The 19,995-nt window shown below is 69.3% G+C and carries 19 protein-coding genes and 1 pseudogene; 11 read left to right on the forward strand and 9 right to left on the reverse strand.

Translation table 11 applies throughout. The features are described from left to right. Window positions 1–11 precede the first annotated feature (11 nt). From R2APBS1_RS04250 to mazG, 4 genes are read left to right on the forward strand one after another with little or no spacing between them, the layout of a single operon-like run. Window positions 12–788 (forward strand): inositol monophosphatase family protein, encoded by a 777-nt coding sequence (locus R2APBS1_RS04250; protein WP_007507024.1) that lies wholly within the window; start codon window positions 12–14, stop codon window positions 786–788. Window positions 789–811: 23 nt separating this feature from the next. Continuing rightward, the gene (nudE, locus tag R2APBS1_RS04255) at window positions 812–1,369 is read left to right on the forward strand and encodes an ADP compounds hydrolase NudE (protein ID WP_007507022.1); all 558 of its coding nucleotides are present in this window, start codon (window positions 812–814) and stop codon (window positions 1,367–1,369) included. After that, window positions 1,366–2,187, forward strand: coding sequence for a 3'(2'),5'-bisphosphate nucleotidase CysQ (gene cysQ, locus R2APBS1_RS04260; protein WP_015447008.1), 822 nt, complete (start codon window positions 1,366–1,368; stop codon window positions 2,185–2,187). Before nudE ends, cysQ begins: the two co-directional genes overlap by 4 nt. After that, a complete protein-coding gene (gene mazG, locus R2APBS1_RS04265) occupies window positions 2,184–2,996 on the forward strand; it encodes a nucleoside triphosphate pyrophosphohydrolase (protein WP_007507018.1) in 813 nt (270 codons plus the stop codon). The genes cysQ and mazG overlap by 4 nt, the downstream gene beginning before the upstream one ends. 50 nt (window positions 2,997–3,046) lie before the next feature. On the opposite strand, the gene R2APBS1_RS04270 is transcribed toward mazG, so the two are convergent. Continuing rightward, on the reverse strand, window positions 3,047–3,541 hold the full coding sequence (locus R2APBS1_RS04270; protein ID WP_015447009.1) for a YfgM family protein: 495 nt from the start codon (window positions 3,539–3,541) through the stop codon (window positions 3,047–3,049). Between the two features lie 140 nt (window positions 3,542–3,681). Between R2APBS1_RS04270 and R2APBS1_RS04275 the strand changes: the two genes are divergently transcribed. Further along, on the forward strand, window positions 3,682–4,458 hold the full coding sequence (locus R2APBS1_RS04275) for a DUF4097 family beta strand repeat-containing protein (protein ID WP_015447010.1): 777 nt from the start codon (window positions 3,682–3,684) through the stop codon (window positions 4,456–4,458). 9 nt (window positions 4,459–4,467) lie between these two features. On the opposite strand, the gene R2APBS1_RS04280 is transcribed toward R2APBS1_RS04275, so the two are convergent. Genes R2APBS1_RS04280 through R2APBS1_RS04290 form a run of 3 tightly spaced genes read right to left on the reverse strand, consistent with a single transcriptional unit; the run spans window position 4,468 to window position 8,823 of the window. Continuing rightward, complete coding sequence (locus tag R2APBS1_RS04280) at window positions 4,468–5,586, reverse strand: SLC13 family permease (protein ID WP_015447011.1); 1,119 nt, start codon at window positions 5,584–5,586, stop codon at window positions 4,468–4,470. Window positions 5,587–5,641: 55 nt separating this feature from the next. Continuing rightward, entirely contained in the window at window positions 5,642–8,125 is a 2,484-nt protein-coding gene (locus R2APBS1_RS04285) for an ABC transporter permease (RefSeq protein ID WP_015447012.1), read from the reverse strand. After that, window positions 8,122–8,823 (reverse strand): ABC transporter ATP-binding protein, encoded by a 702-nt coding sequence (locus R2APBS1_RS04290; protein ID WP_015447013.1) that lies wholly within the window; start codon window positions 8,821–8,823, stop codon window positions 8,122–8,124. The genes R2APBS1_RS04285 and R2APBS1_RS04290 overlap by 4 nt, the downstream gene beginning before the upstream one ends. Here R2APBS1_RS04290 and R2APBS1_RS04295 point away from each other — a divergent pair. From R2APBS1_RS04295 to R2APBS1_RS04305, 3 genes are all read left to right on the forward strand, one after another. Further along, window positions 8,822–9,433 (forward strand): arylesterase, encoded by a 612-nt coding sequence (locus R2APBS1_RS04295; RefSeq protein ID WP_027490773.1) that lies wholly within the window; start codon window positions 8,822–8,824, stop codon window positions 9,431–9,433. The two genes, R2APBS1_RS04290 and R2APBS1_RS04295, sit on opposite strands and share 2 nt — an antisense overlap. A gap of 98 nt (window positions 9,434–9,531) precedes the next feature. Then, complete coding sequence (locus tag R2APBS1_RS04300; RefSeq protein WP_007507003.1) at window positions 9,532–10,263, forward strand: response regulator transcription factor; 732 nt, start codon at window positions 9,532–9,534, stop codon at window positions 10,261–10,263. 37 nt (window positions 10,264–10,300) lie between these two features. Continuing rightward, entirely contained in the window at window positions 10,301–11,323 is a 1,023-nt protein-coding gene (locus R2APBS1_RS04305; RefSeq protein ID WP_015447015.1) for a sensor histidine kinase, read from the forward strand. 39 nt (window positions 11,324–11,362) lie between these two features. On the opposite strand, the gene R2APBS1_RS20475 is transcribed toward R2APBS1_RS04305, so the two are convergent. Together R2APBS1_RS20475 and R2APBS1_RS20480 are read right to left on the reverse strand one after the other, a co-directional pair. Continuing rightward, window positions 11,363–11,989, reverse strand: a complete 627-nt coding sequence (locus R2APBS1_RS20475; protein ID WP_236127024.1) for a 3-oxoacid CoA-transferase subunit B — start codon at window positions 11,987–11,989, stop codon at window positions 11,363–11,365. 141 nt (window positions 11,990–12,130) lie between these two features. Next, window positions 12,131–12,838, reverse strand: a pseudogene (locus R2APBS1_RS20480) (CoA transferase subunit A); the annotation flags it as partial. A 47-nt stretch (window positions 12,839–12,885) separates the two neighbouring features. Here R2APBS1_RS20480 and R2APBS1_RS04315 point away from each other — a divergent pair. From R2APBS1_RS04315 to R2APBS1_RS04325, 3 genes are all read left to right on the forward strand, one after another. After that, the gene (locus tag R2APBS1_RS04315) at window positions 12,886–13,257 is read left to right on the forward strand and encodes a BlaI/MecI/CopY family transcriptional regulator (RefSeq protein WP_007506997.1); all 372 of its coding nucleotides are present in this window, start codon (window positions 12,886–12,888) and stop codon (window positions 13,255–13,257) included. Window positions 13,258–13,324: 67 nt separating this feature from the next. Beyond that, entirely contained in the window at window positions 13,325–14,809 is a 1,485-nt protein-coding gene (locus tag R2APBS1_RS04320) for a M56 family metallopeptidase (RefSeq protein ID WP_244868506.1), read from the forward strand. A 99-nt stretch (window positions 14,810–14,908) separates the two neighbouring features. Further along, window positions 14,909–15,904, forward strand: a complete 996-nt coding sequence (locus R2APBS1_RS04325) for an isoaspartyl peptidase/L-asparaginase family protein (RefSeq protein WP_041676669.1) — start codon at window positions 14,909–14,911, stop codon at window positions 15,902–15,904. A gap of 88 nt (window positions 15,905–15,992) precedes the next feature. Here the strand turns inward: R2APBS1_RS04325 and R2APBS1_RS04330 are convergent, their stop codons facing one another. From R2APBS1_RS04330 to R2APBS1_RS04340, 3 genes are read right to left on the reverse strand one after another with little or no spacing between them, the layout of a single operon-like run. After that, complete coding sequence (locus R2APBS1_RS04330) at window positions 15,993–16,451, reverse strand: hypothetical protein (RefSeq protein ID WP_015447019.1); 459 nt, start codon at window positions 16,449–16,451, stop codon at window positions 15,993–15,995. After that, window positions 16,448–17,614 carry a sialidase family protein gene (locus R2APBS1_RS04335; protein ID WP_015447020.1) on the reverse strand — a complete coding sequence of 389 codons (1,167 nt, stop codon included), beginning with the start codon at window positions 17,612–17,614 and terminating at the stop codon, window positions 16,448–16,450. Before R2APBS1_RS04335 ends, R2APBS1_RS04330 begins: the two co-directional genes overlap by 4 nt. Window positions 17,615–17,623: 9 nt before the next feature. Further along, window positions 17,624–19,879: a TonB-dependent receptor gene (locus tag R2APBS1_RS04340; protein WP_015447021.1), complete on the reverse strand. Its 2,256-nt coding sequence runs from the start codon at window positions 19,877–19,879 to the stop codon at window positions 17,624–17,626. Window positions 19,880–19,995 lie beyond the last annotated feature (116 nt).

Here is a 19,995-nt window from a genome sequence, read left to right on the forward strand (position 1 = left end):
GCGAGACGAGCATGAATCCGGATATCGCCGCCACGGCCCTGACGGCCGCACGCGAGGCCGCCGCCGCTGCCGCCGAGGTGATCGAACACTACTGGCGGCGCGGCGTCGAGGTGGAACTGAAGTCCGACGCCACGCCGGTGACGATCGCCGACCGTGAGGCCGAGCAGGCGATCCGGCGGGTTCTCCAGATGGCGCTGCCGCAGGCGTCGATCTACGGCGAGGAGTATGGCCTGGACGGCGAACGCGGCGGCCTGCTGTGGCTGGTCGATCCGCTCGACGGCACCAAGAGCTTCGTGCGCCGCACGCCGTTCTTCTCCACCCAGATCGCGCTGATGGACGGCGACGAGCTGGTGCTCGGCGTGTCCAGCGCGCCGGTCTACGGCGAGACGATGTGGGCCAGCGCCGGCAATGGCGCCTGGTTCGAGGGCGAGCGCGTGCGCGTGGCGGACACGGCGCGCCTGGCGCAAGCCTCGATCTCCACCGGCAACGTCAAGACGCTCACCGGTGACAGCCGCTGGGACGCATTGGGCGCGCTGATCCGCGACAGCAACCGGATCCGCGGCTACGGCGATTTCTGCCACTACCACCTGCTGGCGCGCGGCAGCCTGGACCTGGTGATCGAGTCGGACGTGAACATCCTCGACATCGCTGCGCTGGCGGTGATCGTGCGCGAGGCCGGCGGCGTGTTCACCGACCTGGACGGCGCGCCGCCGACGCTGGACACGACCAGCGTACTGGCCGGCACGCCGGCGATCCATGCACAGGCCCTGCAGCGCCTGCGGCGCTGAACGGCAGAGGTTAGAATCGCCGGATGCGCAAACTACCGATCATCCACGCCACGCGCGACGTCAGCGACAGCCACTTCCTGCACGTCGAGCAACTCGACCTGGAATTCTCCAACGGTGCGCGCCGCACCTACGAACGCCTGAAAGGCAGCGGCCTGGGCGCGGTGATCATCGTGCCGATGCTGGACGACGACACCGTGCTGCTGGTGCGCGAGTACGGCGGTGGCGTCGGCCGCTACGAGCTGGGTCTGCCCAAGGGCCGGCTGGACCAGGACGAGACCGCCGAGCAGGGCGCCGAGCGCGAGATGAAGGAAGAGATCGGCTACGGCGCACACAAGCTCAAGATCCTGCACAACCTGTCGCTGTCGCCGTCGTACATGACGCACATGGCGCACGTGGTGCTGGCGCAGGATCTGTACCCCGAGAAGCTGGTCGGCGACGAGCCGGAAGAACTCGAAGTGGTGCCGTGGAAGATGTCCGAACTGCATACCCTGCTTGGCCGCGACGATGTCACCGAAGGGCGTTCGATTGCCGCGCTGTTCATGGCCCGCGAGTATCTCGCCGGGCGCTTCTTGCGCACATGAGCATGCCGCCCGGAACCATGCCGCCCGAGCTGGCCCGACAGGTCGGTGCGATCGCCCGTGCCGCCGGCGCGGCGATTCTCGACGTCTACCACGGCGACTTCGCGGTGCAGACCAAGGCCGATGCCTCGCCGCTGACCGCTGCCGACCTGGCCGCCCAGCAGGTCATCATGGCCGGTCTGGCGGCGCTCGAACCGGTGCTGCCGGTGCTGTCGGAAGAAGCGAAGGCCTTGCCGTGGTCCGAGCGCCGGCACTGGCCGCGCTACTGGCTGGTCGATCCGCTCGACGGCACCCGCGAGTTCATCAAGCGCAACGGCGAGTTCACCGTCAACATCGCGCTGATCGATGACCACCGCAGCGCGCTGGGCGTGGTGCTGGCGCCGGTCAGCGGCGAGCTGTATGTCGCCGCGCAGGGGCAGGGTGCTTGGCTGCAGACGCAGGCCGAGGCACCGTGGCAGCGCATCCGCAGCCGCCCGCTGGGGCAACCGGCGCTGGTGGCCGGCAGCCGTTCGCACGGCGGCGTGCAGGGCGACGTGCTGCAGCAACTGGTCGGCGACGACTACCAGCTGATACCGCTGGGCTCGTCGCTGAAGTTCTGCCTGATCGCGCGTGGCGCGGCGGACCTCTACCTGCGCCTGGGCCTCACCAGCGAATGGGACACCGCCGCCGCGCAATGCGTGCTGGAGGAGGCCGGCGGCGCGGTGCTCGACCTGGCCGGCCAGCCGTTCCGCTACAACCGCGGCGAGTCGCTGCTGAACCCCGAGTTCGTCGCGGTCGGCGACACCACGATCGACTGGACCGCGCGGTTGCTGGCGCCATGAGCGACTCGCCCCGGCACAGCCTCGACGACTTGCTCGCCATCATGGCGCGCCTGCGCGATCCCGAGCGCGGCTGCCCGTGGGACGTGCAGCAGGATTTCGCCTCGATCGCGGCCTACACCATCGAGGAAGCCTACGAGGTGGCCGACGCGATCGACCGCCGCGACTGGCCCGACCTGCGCGACGAGCTCGGCGACCTGCTGCTGCAGGTGGTGTTCCACGCGCAGATGGCCTCCGAACGGGGCCTGTTCGATTTCGCCGACGTCGCCCACGCGATCAGCGCGAAGATGCTGCGCCGCCACCCGCACGTGTTCGGCGACGTGCGCTACGCCGACCTGGCGGCGCAGATGCAGGCATGGGAGGCGATCAAGACGGCCGAGCGCGCGGACAAGGGCGAGCCGGCCGACGCCAGCGCATTGGCGGGCATCTCCAGCGGCCTGCCGGAATGGAAGCGCGCGCAGAAGCTGCAGCAGCGTGCCGCGGCCACCGGTTTCACCTGGCCCGATCCCGCGCCGGTGCTGGCCAAGCTGGCCGAGGAAGTGGACGAGGTACGCGCGGAGTTCGCCAACGGCGCCGATCCGGCGCGCCTGCAGGACGAGATCGGCGACGTGCTGTTCGTGATGGTGAACCTGGCGCGCCATGCCGGGGTCGATTTCTCGCAGGCATTGCGGCATGCCAATGGGAAATTCGAACGGCGTTTCCGCCGGATGGAGCAGCTGGCCACGGCCGACGGCGCGGCATTTGGCAAACGCACGCTGGGCGAGCAGGAACAGCTGTGGCAGCGCGCCAAGCAGGGCGAGGGCAACCACTGAACGACGCGGTGGCCGGGGTCACCGCGTCGTCGTGGCTCTGGCGATCGAACTTACTTCGCCGGCGGCGCCGCCTCGCCAGCGCGCTGCTGCCAGGCGGCGCGCATCTTCTCACGCTCGGCACGCCTCTTCGCCTCGTTGGCCAGGTTTTCGTCCAGCCCCTTGCGCAGCGTGGCGATCGCCTGGTCGACGTTGGCCGGCTGCGCCTGCAGGCGGGCCAGGCGCTGGTAGACGTAGTCGCGCACGCGCGGATCCTGCGACCTGGCCAGCACGTCGTTGTAGATCGACGCCATCTCCTTGCTGCGGCCGGCCTGCATGTACAGCCGCTCCAGGCCGTGCAGGTCGCCGATCACGCCGTTGCGCTGATGGTCGAAGCGGTGCATGCGCATGCCGTGGTCACGGTCGCTGTGATGCGCGCGCAGGTCCTTGCCGGCCATCGCGGAGGGTGCCGGCGACGGTGGGGGTGGCGTTTGCTGGGCCATGACGAGCGCGCTCGATCCGGCGATCAGCACGGCCAGCGCGGAAGCAAGCAGGGTTTTGCGGTGCATGGCGGTCTCCTCGGTAGGTAAACTGGAAAACGCGGCCGATGCCGGCACGTTGACTGGCCGGTTCATGCATGCCGTCATGCTTGCAACCTTTCTGCCGCCGGCTGCATCCCAGCTGGGTCGACCACCCCAAGGAGAGTTCCATGCGCCGTCTTTTTACCGCAGCCCTGCTGCTCGCCCCGTTCGCCGCGTTTGCCGCCAACCCGTGCAAGTACGAAGCACCACGCAACCTGCAGCTCGACCTTGCCGGCGTGCGCAGCGTGCAGATCGACGTGCACAGCCAGGACCTGCACCTGACCGGCAGCGCCAGCGCCAGGGGCCTCACCCTCACCGGCCGCGCCTGTGCCTCCGAGCAGGCGGCGCTGGACAAGCTGCAGGTGACCCAGCGGCGTGAAGGCGACCAGTTGCTGATCGACATCGGCGACACCGGCAGTTTCAATTTCAGCCTGTTCGGCGGCAGTAACTATTCGAGTCTCGAGGTCACCGTGCAACTGCCGGCGAACCTGCCGGTCACCGTGCGCGTGGGCTCCGGCGACGCCGACGTCGGCGGCGTGCAGCAACTGCAGACCAGCGTGGGTTCGGGCGACCTGCACGTGCGCCAGGTATCCGGCAAGTTCGGCACCAGCGTGGGTTCGGGCGACGTCGACGCCACCGACGTCGGCAGCCTGGAGCTGGGCTCGGTGGGCTCCGGCGACTTCAAGGCGGATGGCATCAAGGGCGACGCCCGCATCGGCAGCATCGGTTCCGGCGACGTCACGCTGCGCCACGTCGGCGGCAGCGTGCGCGCCGATACGCTGGGCTCCGGCGATCTCGTGGTGAACGACGTCGGCGGCGATTTCAGCCTCGGCGCCAAGGGCAGCGGCGACGTCAACCACTCCGGTGTGAAGGGCAAGGTCAGCGTGCCGCATGACGACGATTGAGCGCAGCCGTCAACCCAGCCAGCGCCAGGCCAGATACACCAGCGGCGCGCACACCAGCAGGAACGGGATCGACACCAGGTGCAGCAGCCGCAGGCCATGCGGCTGCTTCGCCAGGCGCAGCGCGATCAGGTTCGCCAGCGAACCGATCGCCACGCCGAAGCCGCCCACGTTCACCGCCACCGCCAGCGCGATCGCGTCGGGCGTGCGTTCGAGCAGCAGCACCGTCGCCGGCACGTTGCTGATCAGCTGCGAGGCGACGATGCCGCTGGCATACAGCGTCAGCGGCTGGCCGAAGTCGAGCCGGTCCAGCGCCTGGTGCACCAGCGGCAAGTTCGCGAAGTGGCCCAGGCCCAGGAAGATCGCGGCGAAGGTGAGCAGCAGCAGCCAGTCGATCCGCGCCAGGCTCGATCGCGCCAGCAGCGCGAACAGCGCCAGCAACAGCAGCGCGCCCAGCGGAGCCTGGCCGTATTCCATCAGCAGCACCATGCCGAGCAGCGCGGCCATCGAGCACGTGCCGAGACGGTTTGAAGCCACCACGCCGTCGATCCGTTCCGGGCTCAACGCCACGCGATCGCGCGGCAGCCACAGCAGTGTGAACGCCGCCACCAGCACGAACATCACCGCCGCAGCCGGCAGCATGGCTGCCGCGAAATGCAGGAACGGCAGTTGCGAGTGCTGCCACAGCAGCAGGTTCTGCGGGTTGCCGATCGGGCTCAGGGTGGAACCCGCGTTCACCGCCAGCGCCTCCAGCACCACCATGCGCAGCACCGGCAGGTTCGAGACGGCGCCGATCGCCAGGGTCAGCGGCACGATCAGGAACAGGCTCACGTCGTTGGTCAGCACCATCGACAGCAGCGCCGTCGCGGACACCAGCAACAGGCCCAGGCCGCGCAGCGAATGCGCGCGTGCCACCATGGCCACCGCCGCGTGCTGCACCAGGCCGCTGTCGCGGATGCCCTGGATCGCGATCAGCAGGCCCATCATGCCGGCCAGGGTGGGCAACTGCAGCCAGCGCCGGTAGCTCGCCAGCGGTTGCGGATCGAGCACCGCCAGCGCGATCGCCAGCGCCGCGAACAACCACAGCAGCCATTCCTCCTTGAGGCGCTGTCGTGTGCGGCTTGCAATCATCGGGAAGTCCGGTGGGGCGTCGACGTACTTTATCAGCCCGTCCTTCGATGCCGGCTCAGCCCTCGCGCAACAACCGCATCGGCGGCGTGCGGCTGACCTTGCGGGTGCCGGCCAGGCCCAGCAGCATCACCACCAGTCCGGCGCCGACGGCACCGCCGACCAGTGGCCACAGCGGCGGCACGAAGTGCTCGATGTGGAACACCGCCTGGCCCAGCCACACGCCGGCGCCGGCGGCGCCGAGTGCGGCGGTGAGGCCGGCGACCAGGCCGAGCAGGGCGAACTCGCAGGCGGCGGCCACGCGCAGCTGCGCGCGGCGTGCGCCCAACGTGCGCAGCAGCGCGGCTTCGTGGCGGCGTTCGGCGGCGCTGGCGGCCAGCGCGGCGGCCAGCACCAGCGCGCCGGCGAGCAGGCTGAAGCCGAGGATCCAGCGCACCGCATTGCCCACGCGATCGACGATCTCGCGCACGCGGTCGAGCAGCGAGTCGACGTCGACCAGGCTGAGGTTGCTGTAGTCGCGCGACAGTTGCGCCAGTCCGGTTGCATGCCCGCGCGGCAGGTGGAAGCTGGCCAGCCAGGTATGCGGCAGCTCGCTGGCGTGGGCCGGGTCGAGCAGCAGGAAGAAGTTGACCCGGAACGAACTCCAGTCGACCTTGCGCACGCTGCTGACCTTCGCATCGATGCGGCCTTCGCCCACGTCGAAGCGCAGCGTGTCGCCGATCTTCAGCGCGAACATGTCGCGCCACATGGTGTCGATCGAGACCTCGGCCTGCGCCGGCTGCGCGCCGTGCCACTGACCGGCGATCACCTGATTCGACGGCGGCAAGGCATCGGCCCACGACAACCGCAGCTGACGGTCGGTCCAATCCTTCGCGCGTTCGTCGGCGAAGGCGAGCTGGTCGATCGGGCGGCCGTTGATTGCGGTGAGTTTGCCCACCGCCAGCGGCAGCATGTTGAGCTGGTCGCCGCCGACGGTCACCAGCGCCTGCGTGAAACCAGCGCGCTGGTCGTCCTGCAGGTTCAGCGCGAACCAGTTCGGCGTATCCGCCGGCAGCTCCTGGCGCCAGCCCTGCAGCAGCGCCGGCGCCACGATTGCCAGCAACAGCAGCGCGCACAGGCCCAGGCTGAGCGCGGTGGCCTGGATCACGCTCAGCGCGGGTCGCCGCGCCAGCGCGGCCAGGCCCAGCCGCAATGCCGGGTGCGCGCCCGGTGCAATGCGCCGGGCCAGCCACAGCAGCGCTCCGGCCAGCAGCGCCGCGATCAGCGCCACGCCGAGCAGACTGGCGGCGAGGATGCCGGCCAGGGTGAGCGAGCTGCTCTGGCTCCAGATCAGGCCCAGCGCCACCAGCGCGGGGATCAGGTACAGCGCATCGAAACGCCGCACCCGCCGCTGCATGCTCTGGCGAAATACGGCAACAGGGGCGACCTCGGCCAGCCGCGCCAGCGGCGGCAGCGCAAAGCCGACCAGCACGGCAATGCCCATCGCGGCGGCGGCGAACGACGGCGCCAGCGGCAGCACGGTCGGTACGTTGCCGAACAACTGGCTGGCCAGCAGCCAGGCCAGCTGCGACAAACCCAGCGCGAGCAGCATGCCAAGTGCCGTCGCCGGCACGGCGAGTGCGCCCAGCGTGCCCAGCAGCAGGCCCAGCACGCGCCGGCGCGGCGTGCCCAGCGCACGCAGCAGCGCCACTTCGGCGGTCTTGCGCCGCGCGTAGCGCTGCGCGGACAGCGCGATCGCGATGCCGGCGAGCAAGGCCGACAGCAGGGCGGTGAGGCGCAGGAATGCGCCGGCGCGATCGAACGACGTGCGCATGCGCTCCTGGGTCTGCTCCGGCGTGATCAGTTCGGCGCCCTGCGGCAGCGCGGCCGCCTGCGCCCAGTCGCGCCAGGTCTGCACCGCGGCCGGCGCGCCGGCCAGCAGCAGGCGGTGGCGGGCACGGCTGCCGGTGCCGAGCAGGCCGGCCTGCTCGGCGTCGGCCAGACTCATCAACGCGCGCGGCGCCAGCGCCAGCAGCTCGCCGCCGTCGGGCTGGCGCAGCAGTTCGGCGGCGATGGTCAGCTCGCGGCCGCCGAGTTGCAGCGGCTGGCCGACCTGGAGGCCCAGCGCCACCAGGGCACGGTGGTCGAGATAGACCTCGCCCGCGGCTGGGGCGTGGCCGTTGCGCGTGCGGCCGGCGGCGTCGCGCAGCTCCAGCTTGCCGCGCAGCGGATAGTGCGCATCGACCGCCTGCACGTCGAGCAACTGGGTCTGCTCATAGGCGAACGCCACGCTGGGAAAGCTGGCGGTGCGGGCGAGCTGCAGGCCGTTACGACGCGCGCGCTCGGCGAATACCGGCGGCAGGGCCTGCGGCGCCGACACGCCGATGTCGCCGCCGATCAGTTCGGCGGCGCTGGCCAGCATGCCGCGCTCGATCCGCGTCGCCAGCGTGGCGACCACGCCCAGCGCGACCACCGCCAGCACCAGCGAGGCGGCCAGCGTGCGCAGTTCCGGCAGATGCCATTCGCGACGCAGGCTGCGCAGGGCAAGCAGCAGCATCTTCATGCCGGCACGTCCGTGCCGGTCGAGACGACGCGGCCTTCCTCCAGCTCGATCCGGCGGTCGCAACGCGCGGCCAGGGCCGCGTCGTGGGTGACCAGCACCAGGGTGGTGTGGTGGTCGCGGTTCAGTGCGAACAGCAGGTCGCAGACGTGGTGGCCGGTGCGCTGGTCGAGGTTGCCGGTGGGTTCGTCGGCGAACAGCACGCGCGGGCGGTGCACGAACGCACGGGCGATCGCCACGCGCTGCTGCTCGCCGCCGGACAACTGGGCCGGATAATGCCGCCGCCGCGCGCCCAGGCCCACCGCGTCGAGCGCGGCGCGGGCGCGCTGGCGCGCATCGCTGCTGCCCTCCAGTTCCAGCGGCAGCATCACGTTCTCCTCGGCGGTGAGCGCGGGCAGCAGGTGGAACGACTGGAACACGAAGCCGACCAGGCGCCGGCGCAGGTCGGCGCGGGCCTCCTCGTCCAACTGCTGCAACGCATGGCCGTCCAGCGCGATGCTGCCGCCGTCCGGCGTGTCCAGCCCGGCCAGCAGGCCGAGCAGGGTGGTCTTGCCGGAACCGGAGGCGCCGACGATGGCGAAGCTCTCGCCCGGCTGCACCTGCAGGCTGACCTGGCTGAGGATTTCCAGCCTCCCCTCGGGACCGTTGACCGACTTGCTAACATCGCGGGCTTCAAGAAGCGGCCGGGAAGAATCACTCATGCGTCAATGCCTGTGGTGGCTGGTTTTTCTGTGCGGCATCGGCAGCGCCCAGGCGGCGGCGCCGAAAACCGTGCTGGTGCTGGGTGATTCGTTGTCCGCCGCGCACAACATCCCGGTCGAGGCCGGCTGGGTGCATCTGCTGGATGCGCGTCTCAACCAGATGGTACCGAAGTGGCGCGCGATCAATGCCAGCATCAGCGGCGAGACCTCGCTGAGCGGGCGCCACCGCCTGCCGGCGCTGCTGGCGACGTACCGGCCGGCCGTGCTGGTGCTGGAGCTGGGCGCCAACGATGGCCTGCGCGGCCTGCCGCTGCCGGCGCTGCGCGACAATCTGGACGCGATGGTCGTGGCGGCGCAAAAAGCGAAGGTGCGCGTGCTGCTGGTCGGTATCGAGCTGCCGGTGAACTACGGCCCGCGCTACCGCGACGGGCTGCGTGCGGTCTATGCGGAGCTGGCGCAAAGCCGCCACGTCGCGCTGGTGCCGTTCCTGCTCGAAGGCGTGGCGCTCGATCCGGCGCTGATGCAGGCCGACGGCCTGCATCCGGTGGCTGCCGCCCAGCCGCGGGTGCTGGATACTGTGTGGAAACCGCTGCGGCCGCTGCTGCGCTGAAACCGAATCGGTTCTGAACCACCGGCGCCGTTTTCACGCGGCCGTCACTTGCGCACCGGTTAGCTCTTCACGTATGTGAAGGCACGGAGGTAAGGACAATGACGGTACATGACGAACAGGCGGGCCTGATCCTGCTGGTCGAGGACAACCGCCAGATCGCCGAGATGGTCGGCGAATTCCTGGAGCGGCGCGGCTACTCGGTGGATTACGCCGCCGACGGCGTGAGCGGGCTGCACCTGGCGGTGTCCAACAGCTATGACGTGCTGGTGCTGGATCTGATGCTGCCGGGCCTGGACGGGCTGGAGGTCTGCCGCAAGCTGCGCCGCGAGGCCAAGAAGGCCACCCCGGTGCTGATGCTGACCGCCCGCGACACGCTGGAGGACAAGCTGATCGGGCTGGAGGCCGGCGCCGACGACTACCTGGTCAAACCGTTCGAGGTGCGCGAGCTGGAGGCGCGGCTGCGTGCGCTGATCCGCCGCGACCGCCGCCAGGTGTCCACCGAGGTGCTCAGCGTCGGCGACATGACGCTGGACACCGCCACGCTGCGGCTGACCCGCGACGGCCAGGAACTGACCGTGTCGCCGATCGGCCTGAAGCTGCTGGCGATCCTGATGCGCGAGTCGCCGCGGGTGGTCAGCCGGCGCGACATCGAGCGCGAGATCTGGGGCGACACACTGCCCGATTCGGACACCTTGCGTTCGCACCTGTACAACCTGCGCCGGGTCATCGACAAACCTTTCGCGCGGCCTTTGCTACACACGATCCACTCGGCGGGTTATCGTCTTGCGGATCTTGAGTCGGAAGTGGCCTCTTCGCCCCAGACGGCCTGATATCGACACGGCGCATACAGGTGGGCGCACGCAGGTAATGGATAGCAGGGTCAACGCAATCACGTTTCGTGTGGGGGCTTTCCGCCGGCGCATCGCGTGGGTGTTTGCCCTGCAGTTCCTGATCGTGGCGATCGTCTGCGTCCTGGGCATCTACAACGTGGCGCACACCGCGGTGGTGATCGCGGTGATCGTGCTCACCACCGCGCTGGCCTGGCTTGCCATGCGGCGCGAATGGCGTCCGGTGCGTGCGCTGGCCCGGGTGGTGAGCCGTTGGGATGGCCAGTTGCTGGATCCGGAGTCGCTGCACCTGGAGCAATTGTCCGCCCATGCCGATGCCGACGTGGCGTCGCTGGCGCGGGGGCTGCACGGTTTCGCCACGCGCCTGGCCAGCTACAACCAGCGCGAGCGCAATTTCACCCGCGACGCCAGCCATGAGCTGCGCAGTCCGCTCACGGTGATCAAGATGTCGGTGGACATGCTGGCCGAGGAGGAAGGCCTCAGCGAATTCGGCCTGCGCTCGGTGCGCCGGATCAAGCGCGCCACCCGCGAGATGGAGGTCCTGGTGGATGCGCTGCTGATCCTCGCGCGCGAGACGGGCAGCGCTGCCGACGAGCAGTGCTTCGTCGTCAACGACGCGTTGCACAGGGAGCTGGACTTCGCCCGCGAGCTGCTGGTCGGTCGGCCGATCGAACTGCTGCTGGAGGAGCCGGCGCGCTTCGCGCTGCAAGGTTCGCCGCAGGCATTCTCGGTGTTGTGCTGGCAGTTGATCCGCAATGCCTGCCAGCAGACCGAGCAGGGCAGCGTGGTGGTCAGCGTGCTGCCCGGCAGCATCAGCGTGCGTAACCGGATCACTTCGCAGGCGCCCGGCAGCGGCTACCCGGTTCGCGCCCGGGGTGCCGACCGGCACGGCTTCGAACTGGCCATAGCGCAGCGCATCAGCGAACGCTTCGCCTGGCCACTGGAGCTGCAGGCGGGCCAGGGTCAGGAAAACATCGCCCGCATCCGCTTCCCGCATCCGCTGCCGGCCGACGTGCCGGAGCGGAGTTTCAGCGAATCGTAGGAGCGCAGCTTGTGCGCCGGGTGCGCTACTGCACCGGCGTCAACCGGTCGGCAGCGCCACCGCGAAGGTGCAGCCGGTCTTCGCCTTCACTTCGTCCAGCGTCACGCCGTCGTTGAGCTCGATCAGGGTCAGACCCTTGCCTTTCTCCACGGAGAACACGCACAGGTCGGTGATGATCAGGTCCACCACCTGCTTGCCGGTGAGCGGCAGGTCGCACTGGCTCTTGATCTTCGGCGAGCCGTCCTTCGCGGTATGCTCCATCAGCACCACCACGCGCTTGACGCCGCTGACCAGATCCATCGCGCCGCCCGGACCCTTGACCATCTTGCCCGGCACCATCCAGTTGGCCAGGTCGCCGGTGCAGGACACTTCCAGCCCGCCGAGAATCGACAGGTCGATGTGGCCGCCGCGGATCATCGCGAACGACTCCGCGCTGGAGAAGAAGCTGGAGCCGGGCAACGTGGTGATGGTCTGTTTGCCGGCGTTGATCAGATCGGGATCGAGCTGGTCTTCGGTCGGGAACGGGCCGATGCCGAGCAGGCCGTTTTCCGACTGCAGGGTGACGCTGACCCCATCGGGGATGTAGTTCGCCACCATGGTCGGGATGCCGATGCCGAGGTTCACGTAGAAGCCGTCGCGCAGTTCCTTCGCGGCGCGCCTGGCCATCGCCACGCGGATCGGGCTTTCCTTGCCGCCGGCCACGCCGGCGATGGTGCGGAACTCGATGCGCTTCTCGTACTTCGCGCCCTGCACGATGCGGTCGACGTAGATGCCCGGCACGTGGATGTTGTTCGGGTCCAGCTCGCCCACTGGCACCAGGTGCTCCACCTCGGCCACGCAGACCTTGCCGCAGGTGGCGATCATCGGGTTGAAGTTGCGCGCGGTTTCGCGGAACACCAGGTTGCCGTGCGCATCGCCCTTCCAGGCCTTGACGATCGACAAGTCGGCGGTGATGGATTCCTCCAGCACGTATTCCTTGCCGTTGAAGACCTTGGTTTCCTTGCCCTCGGCCAGCTTGGTGCCGAACGCGGTACGCGTGTAGAAGCCGGGAATGCCGGCGCCGCCGGCGCGCAGCTTCTCGGCCAACGTGCCCTGCGGGGTCAGGTGCAATTCGAGTTCGCCGGCCAGCACCTGGCGCTCGAACTCCTTGTTCTCGCCGACGTAGGAGGCGTACACGCGCTTGACCTGGTGCGTCTTCAAGAGCGGGCCCATGCCGAAGTCGTCCACGCCGGCGTTGTTGCCGACGATGGTCAGGCCCTTGGTGCCGGCTTCCAGCAGCGCGCCGATCAGGTTCTCGGGGATACCGCACAGGCCGAAGCCGCCGGCGGCGATCGTCATGCCGTCGCCCAGCAGGCCGTCAAGGGCTTGCGCCGCGCTCGGATAAACCTTGTTCATCGCTGTGCCTTCCTCAGGGAGAGTCAGCTGCCAAGGATACGACGGTTTGGCCCGAGCCGGCCTTGTACCAAGGTCGCAAGCCCGCCAGTGCGACCGCCTGTCCGGGCTTGACGGCATCATTTACGCGTGTAAACATTACAATCACTTACACGTGTAAACGGTGACCCATGGCGATCAGCGAAGCCGAGGCGGTGGTGATGGACGTGCTGTGGCGCGAGGCGCCGCGCACGGCCGAGGAGATCCTGGCCGAAGTCGGTCCGACACAGCGCTGGCAGGAAGGCACGGTGAAGTCCCTGCTCAACCGCCTGCTCCGGAAGAAGGCCGTGCATGCCGAGCGCGACGGTCGCCGTTACCTCTACACGCCGCTGCTGACGCGCGAGCAGTACGTGCAGCAGGAGAGCAAGGGCCTGCTCGACCGCCTGTTCGGCGGCCGCGTGGCGCCGCTGGTGGCGCACTTCTCCGAGCAGCGCAAGCTGTCGAAAAAGGACATCGCCGAACTGCGCAAGCTGCTCAAGGAGCTCGACGATGAGCAGTGTTGAGCTGACCGGAATCGACTGGCTCGGACGCGGCTGGCTGCTGATCCTCGCCTTCACCGCCGCCGCGCTGATGGCGGCCGCGCTGCGCCGGCCATGCCGCCGTCTGTTCGGCGCCGAGCGCGCGTTCCAGCTGTGGCTGCTACCGCCGCTGGCGCTGCTGGCCAGCCAGCTGCCGCATGCGACAGCAGCACCGGCCGTGATGTTGTCGCCGGTGGTGGTTGCGATCACCTCGGCAGCGACCGCGTTGCCGGTGTACGCCGCTGGACCGAGTGCGACCGACTGGCGCGTGTGGACCATGCTGCTGTGGCTGTTGGGCAGCATGGCCAGCCTGTTGCAAGCCGTTCTCGCGCAGGCGCGTTACCGCATGCGGCTGTGTGGCGCCACGAGCGTTGTCGATGCGCAGTCGCGCTGGCCAGTGCTGCGTGCGCCCGGTGCGGATGTCGGTCCCGCCCTGATCGGCGCCTGGCACGCGCGCATCGTGCTGCCGGCGGATTTCGAGCAGCGCTACGACGCTGGCGAACGCGCGTTGATCCTGGCCCACGAGACCGCCCATGCGCGCCGCGGCGACGGCTGGTGGTGCCTGCTCGCGCGAGTCCTTGCTGCGCTGTTCTGGTTCCACCCGTTGGCATGGTGGGCACTGGCCGCGCTGCGTCACGACCAGGAACTGGCCTGCGACGCCGCCGTGCTGCGCGAGCACGGCGTACAACGGCGCAGCTATGCGAATGCGATGTTGAAGACCCAGTCGGCTGCGTTCGCGCTGCCGGTGGGGTGCACGTGGTCCCCTCGCCATCCACTCACGGAGCGTATTGCCATGTTGAAACTGCCTTCACCGAACCGTTGGCGTCGGAACACCGGAATGATCGCCGGCATTGCCGTCGCCATCGTGGTGGCCGGCTCGGTCTATGCCGCCAGTGCGCCGCAAGGAGAGCGCCCGGCGTGGAAAGTCCGGGCAGACCATGCGACCTGGAAGGTCCGGGGTCAGGAGTATCAGTTGGACATGCAAGTCGAACTTTCAACCGACGCTGGTCACGAGCGTCATGCGGAAAATGTGGCCCTGGCGCTGTGCATGGCGCCGGGCAAGGCAGCGATGGCAAGCGTGGGGACCCTGAGGGTGGAAGCGACCACCGTGCCCGCCGGCGATCGGCAGGTGCGTATCGACCTTGCCGTGGGCAATACAGGTGAGTCGCCGCTTGCGCATAGCCAGCTGCTTGGCGCGCTTGGTCATAAATTGCACGCCGCCGGTACGGGGGGCGACGGCAAGCATGCGTATGTCATCGACGTCACGCCGCAGGCTGGCTGCCCCGCACGGGCGGTTGCCGAAGCTTCCCCGGTCAAGGTCACCGGGCACGTCACGAACAGCACGGCGCGTGCCGTGGCGGAATCGATAGCGGCGAAGGCGGGCTGGACGCTCGCCAACCCGGAGGCGCTGGGCCATGCTCCGGTCACGTTGTCGTTCAACGACATGCCTGCGGGCACGGCGATGCAACGGGTGGCCGACCTTGCCGGCATGAAGCTGGTGCTGGATGGCGAGCGGGTGCGCTTCACGCCCAGGTGACCAACCGCGTCCCGGTATACTCATGCCGTTGTCCGGGAGAACGCCCACGTGAGACCGCACCATCTGTTCCTTGCCCTGGCCACCCTCGGAATCACCGGCATGAGCCACGCCGCCGTTTCACCCGTGCTGGTGATCCATGGCGGCGCCGGCGTGATCAAGCGCGACATGACGCCGGCGCAGGAGCAGGCGGTGCGCACGGCGATGGCCCACGCGCTGCAGGATGGCTACGCCCGGCTCAAGGCGGGCGGCAGCGCGCTGGACGCGGTGGCCGCGGCGATCACCGTGCTGGAGGACGATCCGAACTTCAACGCCGGCAAGGGCGCGGTGTTCACCCATGACGGCAGCAACGAGCTGGACGCGGCGATCATGGACGGCAACACGCTGCGTGCCGGCGCGGTGGCCGGGGTCGAACACGTGAAGAACCCGATCCTGCTGGCGCGCGCGGTGATGGAGCAGTCGCCGCACGTGATGCTGTCCGGCACGGGCGCCGAAGCCTTCGCGAAGGAGCACGGCATCGCCCTGGTCGATTCGTCGTACTTCCGCACCGAAGCGCGCTGGCAGCAGTTGCAAAAGGCGTTGAAGGAGGACGCCGCGAAGCAGCCGCACGCGGACGTCGAGACGGCCAAGCACTTCGGCACGGTCGGCGCGGTGGCACTGGACGCGCAGGGCCGCCTCGCTGCCGGCACCTCCACCGGCGGGATGACCGACAAGCGCTGGGGCCGCATCGGCGACTCGCCGATCATCGGCGCCGGAACCTACGCCAACAGCGGCTGCGCCGTGTCCGGCACCGGCTGGGGCGAGTTCTACATCCGCACGGTGGCCGCGCACCAGATCTGCATGAAGGTCACCCAGATGCGCGTGCCGCTGAAGCGCGCCGCCGCCGAGGTGATCAACCAGGAAATCCCCTCGATGGGCGGCAACGGCGGCGCGATCGCGCTGGATGCGCAAGGCCACATCTCGATCCCGTTCAACACCGACGGCATGTACCGCGGCTGGATCGGCGCCGACGGCGTGCCGCACGTGGCGCTCTACGGCGACGAGGACGACGGCACCGCGGAGTTGCCGGCGCCGGCCGACAGCGTCGCGCAGCCGTAGGTCGCACCACCGCCGCTGTTGCCGTAGGAGCCCGCTTGCGGGCGATGCTCTTTCGGGATTCGGGAAGGCATCGCCCGCAAGCGGGCTCCTACGGAAGCTTGCGCAGCTGCGCGGGTGTCAGCGCGCCGCTGAGGCCGCGGCGGCTGCCGTCGGCGCGGATCACCAGCATGCGCGGCGTCTCGCCGCCCCAGTGCGGGTCGAGCAGGAAGTTGGTGCGTTCGGGCGAGGCTTCGGCGTAGGCGCGCGCGGGATAGCCGTCCATTTTCATGCTGCGCAAGCGTGCCTCGATCGTCTGGCGCAGCTCGATGCTGTCCGTCGTCACGGTGACCAGTTCGATGTTGCCAGGATCGGCGCGTTGAACCCTGGCCAGCGCCTCGAGGTTCGGCTCGCAGTAGGCGCAGTCGAGCGACCACAGCGCGAGGATGCGCGCGCCGCGCGCCGGCGGCTGCAGCAGCACGGGAACGTCGGCGGCGGCCAGCGGCTGCAGCGAGCCGGCGCTGGCCAGCGCCGGCAACCACAGGGCGAAGGCGAGCAGCAGGCGTTTCATTGCGGCAGCTCGACGAGGCGGAAACTGGTGGCGGTGTTCCACGCCACGAACGCGCGGCCCTGTTTCAGCAGCAGCTGCGGCGAGCCTGCCGCGCCGCTGCTGCGGGCAATTTCGCGGGGCGCGTCGAAGTGCGCGCCGTTGTCGGACGAGCGGCGCAGCATCAGCGCATAGCCGTCCGCACTTACCTGGTTCCAGGCCACCCACACGATGCGGCCGTGCACGGCCACGTCCGCGTGGCCGGCACCGGCGCCGGCGATCGCCAGCGGATGCTCCGGCGCGTGGCCGGGATCGAGCTGTCCGTACCAGATCGTGGGCTGGCCCTTGGCTTCGTACCACACGGCGTGGCGGATGCCGTCGGCGCCGATCGCCAGGCCAGGGCCATGGTGCGGGCAGCCGGCGATCTGCCAGTCGCTGAAGGTGGCACGGGCGGTCTGGCTGGTCTGGCCGTCCGTGCGCAACACGGCATAGGCGTGGTCGCGGATGTTGTCGCCATAGATGCTGCGGAAGAACGCGGCGACTTCGCCAGTGGGCGTGCGTGCCAGCGCGATGCGGCAGCATTCGCAGCTCTGGTCGACGAGCTTGCGCTCGGGCACGAAGCTCTTGCCGCCATCGTCCGACCAGCTGTAGTAGATCGCGGCGCCCAGGTACGGTTTGCCGGCGGCGGTGGCGGCGAGCAGGTCGCGCTTGTCGATCCAGGCGATCACGAGGCGGCCCTTGCCGTCCACCGCCAGCGCATCGAAGCGGTGGGTGATCTCGGCACGGTCGCGGTGCACGGTCAGCGGTTCGCTGAAGTGTTCGCCGCGATCCGGCGAGCGGGCGAAGCGCACGAAGCCGGTCCACGGCGCGGCGCGCGGTTGCGACCAGCTTACGTAGATTTCGTCGTGCGGGCCGAACGCGAGCTTCGGGCGGTTCTCGCCTTCGGCGTAGATGCGCTCGGCCGCGGCGTTCACCTCGACCGGCGCGCTCAGCGTGCGGCCGTCGTCGTCGGAATGGCGCAGCCGCACGTGGCCGTCGGCCGCGTCCACCAGCCACAGCCGGCCGTGGCTGTCGAACGCGGCGCTGGCGCCCAGCTCGGGGCCTTTCGGCATCTCCATGCGCATGCCGTCGTGCGCGAACAGCGCGGGCGACAGCAGGCAGAACAGGGCGATCAGCAGGTAACGCATGGTGGTTCCTCACAGCTCCCAGCGCAGCTCGCCGAACCAGGTACGGCCGGCGTAGGGATGGTAGACCCAGTACTGCTCGTTGGTGAGGTTGTCGACGCCGAGCGCGGCGGTCCAGCCCGGCGCGAACGTCCAGCGCAGCTTCGCGTCGGCCACGGTGAAGCGGCTCACCGCGCCGTAGCCGTCCACGTAGTCGCTGTTGTCCAGCGTGCCGTACTGGCGGCCGGAGTGGCGGATGCCAAGCGAGGCATCCCACTGCGGCGCGAAGCGGTAGTCGGCGAACACGCTGGCGCGGACTTTCGGAATGCGCGGGAAGGTCTTGCCGTTGGCCAGCGGGTACTGGCGGTCCTGCAGCGTCTTCGCATGGTTGAAGGCGAGGCTGGCCTGCAGGTCGAGGCCATCCAGCCAGAGGTCGGTGAGGGCAAGCTCGCCCTCGATGCCGCGGCTGCGCATCCTGTCGATGTTCTGCACGCTGGTGACGGTGGGGGTGACGGTGATGTCGGTCTGCGAGTACAGCGAATCGGCGATGCGGTCCTGGTACAGCGAGACGCGCCAGTGGCCGTGCGCCAGGTGGCGGGTCAGGGTGAGGTCGGTGGACTCGTCGGTCTCGGGCTTCAGCGCGGGGTTGTTGTTGACGATCGCGTTGGCCGACAGGCTGCCCTGGAACATTTCGGTCACGGTCGGGTAGCGCACCGCCTTGCCGTGGGCCAGGCGCAGCTCCCAGCCGTCGGCGAGGTCCCAGCTCAGCGCCGCCTTGGGCGAGAAGTCGGTACGCCGGCGATCGGCGTAATGCACGGCGTTGACCGCATTCGCGCGCAGGCCGCCGTAGGCGCGCCATTGCTCCAGCCGGCCGCCCACGGTCAGCGCCCAGGCGTCGGCGAAGCTCCACACGTCCTGCAGGTACAGTGCGCGGGTCTGCGTGCGGCCGGCGAACGCGCTGACCTGCGCACCGTCGGCATCGCCGCGCCAGTCGCTGGCGCTGCGCACGCGGCTGTCCAGCACGTAGCGGTCGCCATGCGCGCCGGCGTACAGCATGTGGCGCTCGCCGAGCGGTCCGGAACTGCGCAGGTCCAGCGTGTCCCAGCCGGAACCGGCCTTGTCGGCGATCGTGCCGGGCCCGCCCGTGGGCACGCCGGGTTCGGCCAGGTTGGCGGTGGCCGCCTGCGAGCGCAGGAAGTCGTAGTGGCTGGCCACCGCGGTCCAGCGCCAGCCGTTGTCGAGGTGGCCGTTCAACTCGACGCCGTACAGCAGGTGGGTGTCGCTGGCCGAGGAGGGCGCCAGGCCGCTGACCGGCAGGGTCCAGGTCTGTCCGGCCGCGCTGATCGCGCCGCCGGTGACCGGGTGGCCGGCAGCATCGCGGATCAGGCTGCGGGTGCGATCCTCGGCGCGATTGTGCCACCAGCCTACGGTGAACAGCGCGGCAACCTGTTCGTTGATGTCCACGCCGACCTTCAGCTTCGCCTGGTCCTGCACCGTGTGCTCGATGCTGTTGGCGCCGTACACCAGCCGCGGCGAGCCGTTCGGGTTGCGGTCCGGTACGGCGCCGCTGACCGGCACCGCCGCGGCCGCATTGCCGCCGGCCTTCGCGGTGGCGTATTGCATCGGCTGGCCATGGCTGTCGAGCCGGCTGAATTCCAGCAGCCAGCTGAAGCGCCCCTGTTTGTCGCCCAGCGTGGCGGCAGCCTGATGGCCGTTGTAGTGGCCGCCGGCGCCGTACGCGTCGCGGTAATCCTGGCTGAAGAACTGGGTGCTCACGCTGGCCGTCAGCTGCTGCGGCAGCACGGTGTGGACCAGCACGGTGCTGCCCAGCGAGTTGCCCGGGTACAGCGCGGAATACGGTCCATAGAGGATGTCGACGGCGCCGATTTCCTCGGGCGCCACCATGCCCCAGCGCGGCGCGCCGTCCCAGCCGTTGGTCATCAGGTTGGAGAGCAGCAAGCCGTCGGCATAGACCAGGCTGCGCGCGCTCTGCAGGGTGCCGGCGTTGCGGCCGCTGATCACCGCGTTCGGATCGCCGATGTAGCGCTTGCGCACCATCATGTTCGGTGCGTACTTGAGTGCGTCGGCGCTTTCGGTGAGGTTCTGCTGCTGCAGCTTTTCCCGTTTTAGGCGGACCTGCACGCTGGGCGTTTCCATCACCATGGTGTCGCTGGCGTGTACCGAGATCGGGGCGAGGGTGGTGGCGGGGGCGGGTTCATCGGCGGCCAGCAGCGAGCTGGCGGACACGGCGAGTGCGACTGCACAAAGGCCGAGGGGTAGGGTGTTCAAGACGACACTCTGGATGGGGGTCTAGGGTTGCAAGGATAGTCCGCTGCCGTGCGCGCGACAGATGGCGCGTTGTCGCAGCGAGGGCGGCGATGGGATGCATGGGCACGGCGAAAGGT

It is taken from the genome of Rhodanobacter denitrificans (genome assembly GCF_000230695.2).
Taxonomy (GTDB): domain Bacteria; phylum Pseudomonadota; class Gammaproteobacteria; order Xanthomonadales; family Rhodanobacteraceae; genus Rhodanobacter; species Rhodanobacter denitrificans.